The sequence below is a fragment of the Clostridium hydrogenum genome (assembly GCF_021432385.1).
Lineage (GTDB): Bacteria > Bacillota > Clostridia > Clostridiales > Clostridiaceae > Clostridium_S > Clostridium_S hydrogenum.
Genome location: NZ_JAEACT010000003.1, coordinates 790,722 through 803,885, shown reverse-complemented (window position 1 = coordinate 803,885; position 13,164 = coordinate 790,722). Strand labels below are relative to the sequence as shown.

Here is a 13,164-nt window from a genome sequence, read left to right as displayed (position 1 = left end):
GGAGAATATGATGGAAAAGAAAATAAACGGTAAAATTTATAAGGAAATAAAAATAAATAAAATGATAATAAATGGCAAAGAAGTAAAAGGTTCCACAATACAAGCACAAGACACTATAGAAAATGTCAATACGACAGTAAACATTATTACGGAAGACGATGATGAAAGATAGTAAAGCTGCTTTTGTAAAATGCGGAGATAAAACTATATATATAAATACTGATAAATTGAATTGTGGAACTCAATATAACTTAAATATAATTTTAAACTTAAATAAAAGAATTATTAAGGGAACTGTTTGCAATAAAAATAGAATGCCAAGTGTTGGAGCTGTTATAGAAGTAATGGCAATCAATAGAAAAACCAATAGCAAAAACATAGTTGGGTACGCATATACAGATAAGAAAGGTAAGTATGTATTTTGCTTGGAAAATCTTCCAAATATAATTTATGAGTTAGCTATATACTCTCCTTTAAATTAAAATACTAAAAAATATCTTTGAGAATAGGGGGTGAAAGTTTGGAGTTATATGCTGAAACTATTATAACACCTGAAGAATTAGAGTCCTGTGAAGTATTAAATAAAGAAATAATACTAACAAGATGTAATATCATAATAAAAGGGAAAGTTTTAAATTTGAAAAAAGAACCAATAAAAGATGCTGTAATTTTTGTTAAAAGCGTAAACTATAGCTATAAGCCTCCTAAAGTAATGAATGAAGCATATGTAATAACTAATGAATGTGGAGAATATGCTATAAATATTAAAAAGAGACACAAAGTTATATACAAGCTAGATATATATGAACCAATAATTAAATCCAAATTGTGAATTTAAGTGAGAGGAATAATGGTTATGGAGAATTCTAACAATGAGTTAAAAAATGTAGTGTTAAAAGGAAGAGTGTGTTATGAGGATGGACTCCCAGCAGAAAATGCAGAAGTCACGGTAGAAGCTCTATTTTTTCATAATAATGATGGCAATAAAAAGAAATATAGTAAAAAATCTTATGGGAGTACTTTTACAAATAATAATGGTGAGTTTAGCTATTTAATCGATGATACCAAATGTTATTATAAGATAAAAGTTGTTAAGAAAATTCCTTGTGATGAAGAAAAACCATGTATTAATAAGGAAAAATATAATATATATTTAGGGTAATAAAGATAACCAATCTGGAAAATTAAAATTGATAATACCAAATTCATCCTGTTAAATTACAATTTAACATAGAGTACGGAGTACAGAGTACAGAGTACAACGAAGGATGATTTTTCTACGCGAGCGTAGAAAAATCTGAAAAAATATTTTCTTTATTGCTTACGCAATCGTGCTATATATGGTGTTCAGCGAAGCTGACAACATTAAGTTTAAGATTTACCTGAGAGAAGCAAAAGGCAAATCATCATTCACTGTACTCTGTACTCTGTCATCTGTACTCTCCTCTATAAATTGTAATTTGTCAGGATAATCTTGGCATTTGCAATTTCAATGTTCCAAGTTGTACATCTATAGTAATAATTAGGGGCGAATTTATGAAAAAAGTTTTAGTTACAGGAGCGGATGGATTTATTGGCAGTCATTTAGTAGAGAAACTTTTAGATTCAGGATGTAGTGTTAGAGCCTTTGTGTATTATAATTCCTTCAATTCCTGGGGGTGGCTTGATACTTTACCTAAAGATAAATTAAAAGAAATAGAAATAGTTAGCGGTGATATAAGGGATAAAAACGGGGTAAGAGAGGCTATGGAAAATGTAGATGAGGTTTATCATCTTGCTGCATTAATAGCAATTCCTTTTAGCTATCAATCCCCAGATTCTTATGTAGATACAAATATAAAGGGAACGTTAAATGTCCTTCAAGCAGCAAAGGAATTAAATACAAAAAGAATTATGATAACTTCAACTTCAGAAGTTTACGGCAGTGCTAAGTTTGTTCCAATAACAGAAGAACATCCATATCAAGGGCAATCACCATATTCCGCCACAAAAATAGGAGCAGATAAATTAGCAGAAGCTTTCTATAGAAGCTTTTCTTTGCCAATAACCATAGTAAGACCTTTTAATACCTATGGTCCAAGGCAATCAGCAAGAGCTATAATACCAACCATAATTACTCAATTACTATCAGGGAGAGAAGAAATAAAATTAGGAGCATTAACACCAACAAGAGATTTTAATTATGTTAAAGATACCGTGAACGGATTTTTTGAAATTGCTAAAAGCACAAAGACTATAGGTGAAGAAGTAAATATAGCTACGCAAAAAGAAATATCCATAAAAGCTTTAGCAGAAGAACTAATAAGACAAATAAATCCTAAAGCTAAAATTATATGCGATGAAGAGCGAATTAGACCTAAAAAAAGTGAAGTAAATAGGCTGCTTGGATCCAACGAGAAGATTAAAAGACTAACAAATTGGAGTCCTAAGTTTACTTTCGAAGAGGGAATTAAGGAGACTATTGCTTGGTTTAAAATAAAAGAAAATCTTCAAAAATACAAAGTAGATATATATAACATTTAAAGCAGGAGGGGCCTATGGAAAAAATAATATTGATTGGTGGAGGAGGACACGCTAAAAGTATTATTGATTCTATAAAAGGAGCAAATAAGTTTGATATTGCAGCAGTTATTGAAAAAAAAGATTCAGAGGAAAAGCTTTATTCCTTATATAAGGCGGGTATAAAAAATGCATTTATAGCAGTTGGTTCTATAGGATATCCTTATGTTAGGATAAAGCTTTATAATCAGCTAAAAAAAATAGGATATGTGTTTCCTAATATAATTGATAAAACAGCTATAATATCATCTGAAGTAATACTTGAGGAAGGTGTATTTATAGGTAAAGGAGCAATTATAAATTCAGGTGTCACAATAAAAAAGCAATGTATTATAAATTCTGGTACTATAGTTGAACACGATTGTAGCATAGATGAATTTGTCCACTTAGCACCAGGAACAACCTTAAGTGGAGGAGTTACCATAGGAGAAGGGACACATATTGGAACAAATTCTACAATTATTCAAAATATAAAAATAGGAAAGCATGTGCTTATAGGTGCTGGTTCTGTTATTGTTTCTGATGTTAAGAATAATATTAAGCTTTATGGTAATCCGGGTAGAGAGGTGGAAGCTTATGAATAAGGTATTTATAATTGCTGAAGCTGGAGTTAATCACAATGGAGACATAAATATAGCAAAAAAGTTAATTGATGAAGCTGCCATTTGTGGTGCAGATGCTATAAAATTTCAAACCTTTAAGGCAGCTAATTTAGTAACAAAGAATGCAAAGCAAGCTGATTATCAAATAAATAATTTAAATAAAGAAACTTCACAATTTGAGATGTTGAAAAAGTTAGAACTTAGTTATAAAGAGTATGTACAATTAAAGCTATATTGTGATGTCAAGAAAATAATGTTTTTATCTTCCGCTTTTGATTTAGAAAGCATTGATTTTTTAAGCAAAATAGGGATGAGTATTTTTAAAATACCTTCTAGTGAAATTGACAATGTTCCATATTTAAGAAAGGTAGCAAAACTCAAAAAAAAAGTTATATTATCAAGTGGTATGAGTAATTTAGGCGATATAGAATTTGCAATAAATATATTAAGAGAAAATGGCACAGAGGATATAACGGTGCTTCATTGTAATACTGATTATCCTACCAAAATGGAAGAAGTAAATTTAAAGGCTATGGAAACTATAAAAGCTGCATTTAAATTACCCGTTGGCTATTCAGATCATACTAAAGGGATAGAAGTTCCTATAGCAGCTGTAGCACTTGGGGCTAAGGTTATAGAAAAACATTTTACACTAGATAAAAGTATGGAAGGTCCTGATCATAAAGCTAGTTTAGAGCCTTTTGAACTTAAAAATATGGTGAAGGCAATTAGAAATATAGAAATAGCTCTTGGTGATGGAAGAAAGGCTAAAACTCCTTCAGAAAAAATTAATGCAAGGGTAGGAAGAAAAAGCCTAGTTGCTAAAGTAGATATAAAGGCTAAAGAAATATTTACAGAAGAAAATATATGCGTAAAGAGACCTGGAACAGGAATACCACCTAGGTATTGGGACTTTGCTATTGGAAAGGCAGCAAAAAGAAATTTTAAAAAGGATGAGCTTATTGAAATTTAAGTTTATGGATAAGGATGAATATTTAAAATGGGGATATAGAGATAACCTGGCTAATAAATATGATAATTATGTGATGGTTAAAAAGGGAGGTGGTAGTAGAGATGCATGTTAGGAAAATTTTGGGGTTTACAGGTATTAGATCAGATTATGAATTAATGAGTTCTATATATATGAAATTAAATGAAGCAAATGATTTTGAAATTAAGTTAATAGTATCAGGTGCACATTTATCAGAAACCTATGGATACACAATAAATGATATAATAAAAGATAAAATTCCAGTAATAGCTAAAATCGAAAATCTTATTGATTCTAATTCCAGAGCTTCTAGAATTAAATCATTAGCTATACTATTGCAGGACTGCATTCACACAGTAGTAGAATATAATCCAGATGTAATAGTATATGCTGGAGATAGGGAAGAAGTTGCAGTTGGAGGATTGATAGGAACATATCTAAGAATTCCAACAATACATTTTTTTGGAGGAGACCATGCTGTAGATGGGCATATAGATAATTCGGTTAGGCATGCAGTATCTAAGTTGTCCTCTCTTCATTTTGTGAGTAATGAAGAATCAAAACAGAGGCTGTTAAAAATGGGGGAAGATGAAAAAAGGATATTTAATTTAGGAAGTCCATCTTTAGATAAATTTAATTCCACTAAAAAGATAAGTAAGAGAAAAATTCTTAATATTTTAGACAAACCTAATTGGAATAATTATGCGGTTATGATGTTTTATCCTTTTCCAGGGGAAGAAGATAAAGTTGGAAAGTATTTTGAAGAAATATTAATGGCATTAGAAAAAAAATCTATTAATACATTTGTCAGCTATCCAAATACGGATAGTGGAAACAAGAAAATTATACAAATAATAGAAAAATATTGTGATAACGATAATTTTAAATTTTATAAAAATAAATCTAGGGATATTTTTATAAATTTATTGAGAAATAGTTTGTTTATGATTGGAAATTCGAGTGCTGGATTATATGAATCAGCAATATTAAAGTTAGGTGCAATTAATGTTGGAAATAGGGAGAGAGGAAGATTATGTGCTGAAAATGTAATTTTTTCTGATCAAGGGGTTGATAATATAGTAAAAGCAATAGAACTTGTTTCAACTGAGCAGTTTAAAGCGTTGTTAACTAACGTGAAATCACCATATGGTGATGGAAATTCAGTTGATAAAATTATTAGTTTAATGAGAAGTTTAGATTTTAAAGCTTATATTGCTAAAACAGAGGACCCATTATTAAATTGAGGCTATAATTACTACAGAATTAGATAAAGTGGCTTTTAAAGAAAGGAGAGAAGTGTTATGATACCACTATCAGTGCCAAATTTAAAAGGTAATGAAGAAAAATATGTAGTGGATGCCATTAGAAGTGAATGGGTTTCTGCCGCAGGTAATTATGTAAATAGGTTTGAAAATAATATAAAAAAATATTTAAAGGTAGATAATGCAATTGCATGTCAAAGCGGAACAGCAGCAATTCATCTAGCATTAAAGTTGTCTGGAGTTACGCCTCACAGTGAAGTTATAGTTCCTACACTTACCTTCATAGCAGCAGTTAATCCAGTTAAATACCTAGGAGCAGAACCTGTTTTTATGGATTGTGATGATGGCTTAAACCTTGACTGTGAAAAACTTGAGCAATTTTTTAAAGAGGAATGTACGTTAACAAAAAAGGGGCTTATAAATAAAACTACTAATAGATGTATTAAAGCGGTAGTAGTAGTTCATGTGTTTGGAAATATGGCAGCAATTGAAGAAGTAAAAGAATTAACCGACAAGTACAATATAAAATTAATAGAAGATGCTACAGAAGCTTTAGGAACTTGTTTTATTGCTGGAAAATATAAAGGTAAGTTTGCTGGTACTATAGGCGACTTTGGAGCATACTCCTTCAATGGAAATAAGATAATAACAACTGGAGGTGGTGGTGCTTTAGTTGGAGGCTCTGCCAAAGATATAAAAATGGCTAAATATTTATCAACCCAAGCAAAGGATGATGAATTGTATTATGTGCATGATAATATTGGGTACAATTATAGAATGAGCAATTTGCAGGCTGCACTTGGGGTAGCTCAGCTTGAAAAATTAGAGGAATTTATAGAAATAAAGATTAAAAATTATGAAGCGTATAAAGCTAAAATAAGTAATATAAATGGATTTTCACTTCTTAAATTTAATGATAAAGCTAGAAATAATCATTGGTTTTATTCTTTGTGCATAGATAATAACGAAATTAATCGTGATGAATTATTACAATATTTATTAAAAAATCAAATTCAAACAAGGCCAATCTGGAAGTTAATACACACTCAAAAACCGTATAAAAATAATCAAGCATATAAAATTGAAAAAGCAATAGATTATTATAACAAGGTATTAAATATACCATGTAGTAGCAATTTAAAACAGGAAAGCATAGGATATATCGTAAGGGTACTAGGAAATATAAAAAAATAGCATGGGGCTATCCCATAAAAAACTGCAGATTAAGGGGTACTATTATGGATATAAAAATCCTATTTATAAATAGAAGTCAACCGATACGAAAGGCAATTGAGAAATTAGATAAAACGGCTAGGAAAATTCTAATAATTGTAGAAGACAGTAAATTATTAGGTGTGGTTACAGATGGAGATATAAGAAGATGGATTATAAAAAATGGCGATTTGTCAGCTGCGGTAGAAAATATAATGAATATACACCCTATATGTTTAAATATAGAAGATATAGATAAAGCCAACGAAGTAATGAAGAAACATCAAATTGAAGCGTTACCAGTAGTAAACGAAGATAATGAAGTTGTAGATGTTATATTTTGGAATGATTTATTTACTAATAAAATTAATTATAAAAATACTCAAGATATACCAGTTATTATTATGGCAGGCGGAAAAGGTACAAGATTGCAGCCATATACAAATATCATACCAAAGGCACTTATTCCAATAGGTGATATACCAATAGTAGAAAGGATAATAAATAAATTTTTAGAATTTAATTTTAAAAATTTTTATTTGGTGGTTAATGATAAAAAAGAAATAATAAAAGCATATTTCAATAAAAAATTATCCTACAATATATCATTTTTGGAGGAAGAAAAACCCCTTGGAACTGCTGGTGGATTGACTTTATTGAATACTAGTATATACAAGACTTTTTTAATAAGTAATTGTGATATATTAGTCAATGCAAATTATTCTAAAATTTTAAAATATCATAAAAAAAATAATAATAAAATAACAGTAGTCTCTGCCTTAAAGAATTATGTAATTCCCTATGGAGTTTTGAAATTAAATGAAAAGGGAGAATTAGAAGCTATTGACGAAAAGCCAAGTTATGAATTTTTAGTTAGTGCGGGAATGTACGTATTAGAAGCAGATATATTAAAATATATTCCTAAAAATTCATATTTTGATATGGTTAGTTTAATAAGTCTTTGCCTTCATAAGGGTGAGAAGGTAGGCGTATATCCTATAACTTCAAATAGCTTTTTAGACATGGGGGAATTTAAAGAAATGAAAAATATGATTGAGAAATTAAACACTTAATTTAGAGTAGAGAGTAAAGAGTAGAGAGTAGAGTGAATGTGGATTTACCTTTCGCTTCTCTTAGGCAAATCTTATAACTTAATAGGTTGAGCTGCGCTGAACACTATATTTTAAGTGCTTTGCGCACATTAAGTTTTAGATTTTTCGAAACATAGTGGAGAAAAATCATCCTTCACTCTACTCTTTACTCTCTACTCTCTACTCTTATTTAAATTCTGATTTACCAGAATGAATTTGTTATTAGCAATTTCGATTTTTAAAGTAGTATATCTATATAAGGGGATTTAAGAATGTATAAAAATAAAAGCTTTTTAGCTATAATACCTGCAAGGAGTGGCTCGAAGGGGATAATTGATAAGAATATAAAAGAAATAGAGAATAAACCTTTAATGGCATATACCATAGAGGCTTCCTTAAAGGCTAAAATTTTTGATGATATAATAGTGTCTACTGATTCTAAGAAATATGCAGAAATAGCGGAAAGCTATGGTGCTTCAGTTCCATTTTTTAGACCAAAGGAATTGTCTACAAGTGAAGCTTCAAACCATGATGTAATATTACATGTACTATCCGAAATGAAAAAGCTTAAAAAGTCATATGATTATTTTGTTTTGTTGCAACCTACATCTCCACTTAGAAATGAAAAAAATATAATAGAAAGTGTAGATGAATTGTTAAATAATGATGCCAATTCAGTAGTAAGTATATGCGAAGTAGACCACTCATCAAGTATTAATATAGTATTAAATTCAACTAGGAGATTAGATTTTCTCTTTGATGATAGTAAAAAGTTCAATAGACAAGATATGAAAAAAGAATATAGAATAAATGGAGCTATTTACATGTGTAAAACGGAGTATTTCTTAAAATATAAAAGTTTTTATAAAGAAAAAAGTTATCCGTATATAATGGACAAAATATCATCTATAGATATAGACGACATTTATCAATTTAATTTTGCAAAGTTTATTATAAGGGAAGGCTATGTTTTAAAAGAATGTTGATATGAGCTTATGACAGTAGGAATCTTAAAGAAAATAATAAGTCCAACTTTAGGATATTTTCGCGTAATACTTCGTCACTATAACACCCTAAGACAACCAGTATTAACGAGTTATAGTTACCATTACATCAGAAAGAACAAATACTAGCAACTTTAGAAGAAATTCTTGTCTTAGGTTCATAAGCTAAAGAGGGATTATATCATATTCAACATATTAATGCTCTTCATAGCAATTTAAAGAAATGGATGAATAGATTTAATGGTGTTGCAACAAAATATATCAGTAACTATATTAAGTGGTTCAAATGGCTTCAAATATTTGAAAAATAGAGAGCCAACGTATGTATAATCTGTGTTATATTTTGTAAATTATGTTATAATAAATGTTATCAAAAACTATAGTCTACTGAACAATAGTAATAGCGAAATTGGGATTACTAATATAATCTTTTTGCTTGAAGGGAGAATGAAGATTGTTAGAGATAAAGAAGGCAAAAATTGAGGATGCTCAAGTAATTACTGACATAAAAACAAAAGCATTCAACAAAGAAATTAATACATATTTAGGAAGGAACGGAGGTCCCCCAGGATATGATAAGGTGGAGTCTGAAATTGATATTATCAAGGAGTTTATTGCTTATAAGATTGAATTAGATAATCAAATTATAGGTGCATTGTTTCTTATTTCTTTGGATGATAGTAAGATGCGATTTGAAGATTTTGTAATAGACCCCTCATTTCAAGGAAAAGGATATGGTTATACAGTAATGGAATTGGTTGAAAAAACATATCCACATATTAATGAATGGCAACTTTCTACACCCGTATTTAGTGTAGGTAATCAACACTTATATAAAAAATTTGGTTATGTAGAAGTCTCTAGAAATGAAGATGAAATTGAATATATAAAGAAAATTCAATAGCACGCAATTTTCTTTTATTGAGCATTATAGGTGGACAATCCCACCTATAATTTTTTAAGGCTATAATTTCAACACTATATTAAAACATAGCCTAAAAAAATGGAGGCTTACAAATGAAAATAGATTTTTACTATTGGGGAATGCAATGTCCTATAAGTTATGAAACAATAGAATTACTAAATAAGCTAGATTCAAATGTGTTTAACATTAATTTTTATGATATCACTTATGATAAAGCTTTAGCTAAAAAGGTGAATATGTATTTTCCTTTTTTAACTGTTTTTGATGATTGTATTAGATGGAGAGGACCAATAAATTTGGAACTTATTAATAAAATACAAAATGGAGAGATGGTTAAGGAAAAGGCATATATAGTAAGCATACCATCAAAGGTATATGAGGGAAAGCTAATTGAGCTTACCAGTACAACAATAAATCATGTGAAAAATTGTTGTACAATGACTGGCTGTAGTGAAGGATGTACAGCAAAAGGTAAATTTTTATCAAAAATAAACAATGAATTCTTGGGTTATCTTCATTTTAAAGGTGATAAAATAATTGGAGGCGCTGAGTTTGTATCGTCTATGGTTGTTCCATATGACATACCAAGGTCTGAAGATGCAGCATTTTTAACATGTTCATATATTTCTTATGATCACCAATTTGATAACAGAACATATCCTCTTAAGGCCTTAGAAAAGAATTTAAAATCTCGCTTTAAAAAAATTATTGCAATTAGCGACGAAAAAAGTGTATTTCCAAATGGCAATCTTAAATGGTTTCAAAATAATGGCTATAAAGATGAGGGAATTATTAGTGTAGAAGAGGATTATGCGACATTGCATATTGTGAGCAAAGAATTATAGATTAAGTATATATGGCCCAGAAGCTTAAGGGGTGTCGAACAAATAATAAATATTGAGAATTAAATCAATTCACAATTCACGATGCACAATTCACAATGAAGGAAGATTTTCCTCCGCTTTGCTACAGAAAATCTTAAAACTTATTTTTTTATTGCTTGCGCAATAGCACCATTTATGGTGCTAAGCGAAGCTTATAGTATTTAAATTTAAGATTTACCTGACAAAAGGAAGGCAAATCATCCTTCATTGTGCATTGTGAACTGTGAATTGTGAATTGATTAAGTTAGTTCGCAATAATTTTAAGTTATGTAATAAATGTGACAACCCAAGCCCCTAGGCATTGTTTTTTACGATATATATTTGTCCATCAGCTTGTAAACCAGCAAAAACTACAGTTTTTATATCTTTAATATTTCTTGCTTTCAATTGAGATGTAAGCCAAGCTTCATCCTTTTTAATTAGAGATAAATGAGAGGATAATATATTCCCATCAAGAATAAGATCTACCATCATGCCAACTTTTGGAGCTGCTAGTTTCATATCACCTACAGTTACAGAATTAAATTCTGATTTTTTTAAAACACTAAGTTTACCATCAGGCTCTAAAATAGCTATTTCTACCTCAGTAATATTAAAAATATCCTTATTTCGTAACTGCATTAATAAGTCTCCTATGTTATACTTAGCTTTTTTCATATTTTTATAAATTACTTTTCCTTTATCAATAATTAGTAGTGGCTCGCTGTCAACTAGAAGCCTTATATTAATATTCTTGAAAGTTATTTCTGAGATTATAATAGTAAGCAAACTCCATATAGCAATTGAAATTACGCCATCAGAAATTTTTAAGCTTCTATCAACAGCGGCAACACCGGCAATGGAACCTATAGTTATTCCAACCGTATAATCAAAAAAAGTTAATTGAGATATTTGTTTTCTTCCCATAGCTCTTGTAAAGCCTAATAAAACAAAATAGGTAATGATTGATCTAAAAGCCAAATACAAATGCCCATTCAGTGTAGTCACATCCTTATTTCTTTGTTACATTTTGTATTTATGTTTTTTAATTTATTAGGAAAAGCTTTTATCGGTATTGAGAAGATTTTTAAGTGCTTGCTTTTCATAGTTAATTTCTGAACTAGTCCTTACTCCGAGTCTCCTAAAAACAGGTACTGGTGGACACCAACCTTGAATAGCGTGCTGTAACAAAAATGCCCCTGCTATTCCAGAAAGTGCAAACCATTTTTTATTTACTTTAAAGCCAAGTATGGTACTTAAAATTACGACAGATGCTGCATTAGTTTCAAGAACCCTTTCAATATCCCATTCTCTATTAAGCAATTCTATTCTATCAATAATCTCCTTATTGTCTTTGCCAGTATAATAAGATATATTTCGTAGTGTATTTTCTTTAATCTTTTCATTAATATATTTGTTAGTATGTAACCTTACTCTTTTTATAGTTGATGGAACTCTTAAAGTCATAAAAATATCGTTGCCAAAACAGTATAAAATCTTGAAAGTTTGCTTTGACGAACTTCCTCCCTTCTTTAGATTTATTAGTTATTATGCACAAAAATAAAAGAATAATTCTATATTAATTTTATTTAATATCGCCAATACATTTATTTAGAAGTAATTTTAAGTAAAGATGTATTAATTTAAATGGAACTTAATTTTACAGACCAAAGGAAACTATATCCTATTAATAATAGTTTTGAAATTAGAATTGTGATAAAATATCAATTGTAATTTAACATAATTATTTTATTGGGAAGTGAATATATGGATCAAATATTTCAAAAGATAGAAAGTACTGATTTAAGGCCTATCAGGGAAATAGTATTTGAGAGACTTAGAAAGGCAATTATGAATGGAACTTTTCAGTCTGGTGATAGATTAGTTGAAACTTCTATAGCTGAGGGAATGGGTGTAAGTAGAACTCCCGTTAGAGAAGCTTTTAGACAATTGGAAATTGAAGGATTAGCTGAAAATTTGCCAAGAAGGGGCACTATTGTTAAAGGAATTTCCAAAACAGATATTTTAGAAATATATGAAATCAGAGAAGTTTTAGAAGGATTAGTATTTAGGTTGGCATGTACTAATATTTCTAAAGTAGAAATATCTGATTTAAAGGAGAAAATATCTAAAATGGAACAGAGTATTGATAATAACGATATTAAAGAATATTGGAGGTTGCATGGAGAGTTTCATGATATTATACTTTATTTGAGTAAAAATAATAGACTTATAGATCAAATGAAACAGATTTATGAGTATTTATCAAAATTAAGAAATTTCACTTTGGTTATGAATAAAAGAAGGAATGCAGCTATGGAAGAACATGAAGCACTTGTAAAGGCTTTTGAAAAAAGAGATGAAATATTAGCTGAACAAATAGGTAGAGAGCATACAATAAATGCTAAGAAGTTTCTTTCAAAAGAGATTCATTTGTTTTAATTATAAATGTATGCAGGTATACATTAGAAGATATAAATGCTGAAGTATACCTGCAAAAAAATTGCAAATTATAAAAATAAGTAATATAATAAATTCATGTTCAACATACTTTACCATCATAAATTGTATACCTGTATACAATTTGTGATGGAGATACATATTATAATTTCAATATCTCAAGTTGTACATCTATAAACATATTGAAAGAAGAAT

17 protein-coding genes and 1 pseudogene are annotated in these 13,164 nt (G+C 29.4%); 16 read left to right on the top strand and 2 right to left on the bottom strand.

From position 1 onward, the window contains the following. The first annotated feature begins 10 nt into the window (after nucleotides 1-10). From CUEA01_RS16845 to CUEA01_RS16780, 15 genes and pseudogenes are all read left to right on the top strand, one after another. Nucleotides 11-172 (top strand): hypothetical protein, encoded by a 162-nt coding sequence (locus CUEA01_RS16845; protein ID WP_234122913.1) that lies wholly within the window; start codon nucleotides 11-13, stop codon nucleotides 170-172. Further along, complete coding sequence (locus CUEA01_RS16840; RefSeq protein WP_234122911.1) at nucleotides 162-482, top strand: hypothetical protein; 321 nt, start codon at nucleotides 162-164, stop codon at nucleotides 480-482. The genes CUEA01_RS16845 and CUEA01_RS16840 overlap by 11 nt, the downstream gene beginning before the upstream one ends. A 38-nt stretch (nucleotides 483-520) precedes the next feature. Further along, a complete protein-coding gene (locus CUEA01_RS16835) occupies nucleotides 521-832 on the top strand; it encodes a peptidase associated/transthyretin-like domain-containing protein (RefSeq protein WP_234122909.1) in 312 nt (103 codons plus the stop codon). 24 nt (nucleotides 833-856) lie between these two features. Continuing rightward, entirely contained in the window at nucleotides 857-1,162 is a 306-nt protein-coding gene (locus CUEA01_RS16830; protein WP_234122907.1) for a hypothetical protein, read from the top strand. A gap of 374 nt (nucleotides 1,163-1,536) precedes the next feature. After that, nucleotides 1,537-2,523, top strand: coding sequence for an NAD-dependent 4,6-dehydratase LegB (locus tag CUEA01_RS16825; protein WP_234122906.1), 987 nt, complete (start codon nucleotides 1,537-1,539; stop codon nucleotides 2,521-2,523). Nucleotides 2,524-2,537: 14 nt separating this feature from the next. Next, entirely contained in the window at nucleotides 2,538-3,143 is a 606-nt protein-coding gene (locus CUEA01_RS16820; protein ID WP_234122905.1) for an acetyltransferase, read from the top strand. Beyond that, a complete protein-coding gene (gene neuB, locus CUEA01_RS16815; protein WP_234122904.1) occupies nucleotides 3,136-4,134 on the top strand; it encodes an N-acetylneuraminate synthase in 999 nt (332 codons plus the stop codon). Before CUEA01_RS16820 ends, neuB begins: the two co-directional genes overlap by 8 nt. Further along, nucleotides 4,124-4,246, top strand: a complete 123-nt coding sequence (locus CUEA01_RS24985) for a hypothetical protein (protein WP_268906196.1) — start codon at nucleotides 4,124-4,126, stop codon at nucleotides 4,244-4,246. The genes neuB and CUEA01_RS24985 overlap by 11 nt, the downstream gene beginning before the upstream one ends. Continuing rightward, a complete protein-coding gene (gene neuC, locus CUEA01_RS16810) occupies nucleotides 4,236-5,396 on the top strand; it encodes a UDP-N-acetylglucosamine 2-epimerase (protein ID WP_234122903.1) in 1,161 nt (386 codons plus the stop codon). Before CUEA01_RS24985 ends, neuC begins: the two co-directional genes overlap by 11 nt. 57 nt (nucleotides 5,397-5,453) lie before the next feature. Beyond that, nucleotides 5,454-6,608, top strand: coding sequence for a LegC family aminotransferase (locus CUEA01_RS16805; RefSeq protein WP_234122902.1), 1,155 nt, complete (start codon nucleotides 5,454-5,456; stop codon nucleotides 6,606-6,608). Between the two features lie 44 nt (nucleotides 6,609-6,652). Next, the gene (locus tag CUEA01_RS16800; protein WP_234122901.1) at nucleotides 6,653-7,699 is read left to right on the top strand and encodes a nucleotidyltransferase family protein; all 1,047 of its coding nucleotides are present in this window, start codon (nucleotides 6,653-6,655) and stop codon (nucleotides 7,697-7,699) included. Between the two features lie 290 nt (nucleotides 7,700-7,989). Next, nucleotides 7,990-8,703 carry an acylneuraminate cytidylyltransferase family protein gene (locus tag CUEA01_RS16795; RefSeq protein WP_234122900.1) on the top strand — a complete coding sequence of 238 codons (714 nt, stop codon included), beginning with the start codon at nucleotides 7,990-7,992 and terminating at the stop codon, nucleotides 8,701-8,703. Between the two features lie 185 nt (nucleotides 8,704-8,888). Beyond that, nucleotides 8,889-9,026 (top strand): annotated as a pseudogene (locus tag CUEA01_RS16790) (IS1595 family transposase); the annotation flags it as partial. 149 nt (nucleotides 9,027-9,175) lie between these two features. Further along, complete coding sequence (locus tag CUEA01_RS16785; RefSeq protein ID WP_234122899.1) at nucleotides 9,176-9,625, top strand: GNAT family N-acetyltransferase; 450 nt, start codon at nucleotides 9,176-9,178, stop codon at nucleotides 9,623-9,625. 113 nt (nucleotides 9,626-9,738) lie between these two features. Beyond that, nucleotides 9,739-10,491: a hypothetical protein gene (locus CUEA01_RS16780; protein WP_234122898.1), complete on the top strand. Its 753-nt coding sequence runs from the start codon at nucleotides 9,739-9,741 to the stop codon at nucleotides 10,489-10,491. Between the two features lie 333 nt (nucleotides 10,492-10,824). Here the strand turns inward: CUEA01_RS16780 and CUEA01_RS16775 are convergent, their stop codons facing one another. Together CUEA01_RS16775 and CUEA01_RS16770 are read right to left on the bottom strand one after the other, a co-directional pair. Beyond that, nucleotides 10,825-11,490 carry a DUF421 domain-containing protein gene (locus tag CUEA01_RS16775; RefSeq protein WP_234122897.1) on the bottom strand — a complete coding sequence of 222 codons (666 nt, stop codon included), beginning with the start codon at nucleotides 11,488-11,490 and terminating at the stop codon, nucleotides 10,825-10,827. A 72-nt stretch (nucleotides 11,491-11,562) separates the two neighbouring features. Then, nucleotides 11,563-11,976 (bottom strand): YgaP-like transmembrane domain, encoded by a 414-nt coding sequence (locus tag CUEA01_RS16770; protein WP_234122896.1) that lies wholly within the window; start codon nucleotides 11,974-11,976, stop codon nucleotides 11,563-11,565. A gap of 300 nt (nucleotides 11,977-12,276) precedes the next feature. Between CUEA01_RS16770 and CUEA01_RS16765 the strand changes: the two genes are divergently transcribed. Further along, complete coding sequence (locus CUEA01_RS16765) at nucleotides 12,277-12,951, top strand: GntR family transcriptional regulator (RefSeq protein ID WP_234122894.1); 675 nt, start codon at nucleotides 12,277-12,279, stop codon at nucleotides 12,949-12,951. The last annotated feature ends 213 nt before the right edge of the window (nucleotides 12,952-13,164 follow it).

Coding starts and splice junctions, on each gene's coding strand:
- neuB (WP_234122904.1), top strand. CDS start 3,136: ATGAATAAGGTATTTATAATTGCTGAAGCTGGAGTTAATCACAATGGA.
- CUEA01_RS16840 (WP_234122911.1), top strand. CDS start 162: ATGAAAGATAGTAAAGCTGCTTTTGTAAAATGCGGAGATAAAACTATA.
- CUEA01_RS16795 (WP_234122900.1), top strand. CDS start 7,990: ATGTATAAAAATAAAAGCTTTTTAGCTATAATACCTGCAAGGAGTGGC.
- CUEA01_RS16780 (WP_234122898.1), top strand. CDS start 9,739: ATGAAAATAGATTTTTACTATTGGGGAATGCAATGTCCTATAAGTTAT.
- CUEA01_RS16845 (WP_234122913.1), top strand. CDS start 11: ATGGAAAAGAAAATAAACGGTAAAATTTATAAGGAAATAAAAATAAAT.
- CUEA01_RS16765 (WP_234122894.1), top strand. CDS start 12,277: ATGGATCAAATATTTCAAAAGATAGAAAGTACTGATTTAAGGCCTATC.
- CUEA01_RS16820 (WP_234122905.1), top strand. CDS start 2,538: ATGGAAAAAATAATATTGATTGGTGGAGGAGGACACGCTAAAAGTATT.
- CUEA01_RS16825 (WP_234122906.1), top strand. CDS start 1,537: ATGAAAAAAGTTTTAGTTACAGGAGCGGATGGATTTATTGGCAGTCAT.
- CUEA01_RS16830 (WP_234122907.1), top strand. CDS start 857: ATGGAGAATTCTAACAATGAGTTAAAAAATGTAGTGTTAAAAGGAAGA.
- CUEA01_RS16770 (WP_234122896.1), bottom strand. CDS start 11,976: ATGACTTTAAGAGTTCCATCAACTATAAAAAGAGTAAGGTTACATACT.
- CUEA01_RS16800 (WP_234122901.1), top strand. CDS start 6,653: ATGGATATAAAAATCCTATTTATAAATAGAAGTCAACCGATACGAAAG.
- CUEA01_RS16805 (WP_234122902.1), top strand. CDS start 5,454: ATGATACCACTATCAGTGCCAAATTTAAAAGGTAATGAAGAAAAATAT.
- neuC (WP_234122903.1), top strand. CDS start 4,236: ATGCATGTTAGGAAAATTTTGGGGTTTACAGGTATTAGATCAGATTAT.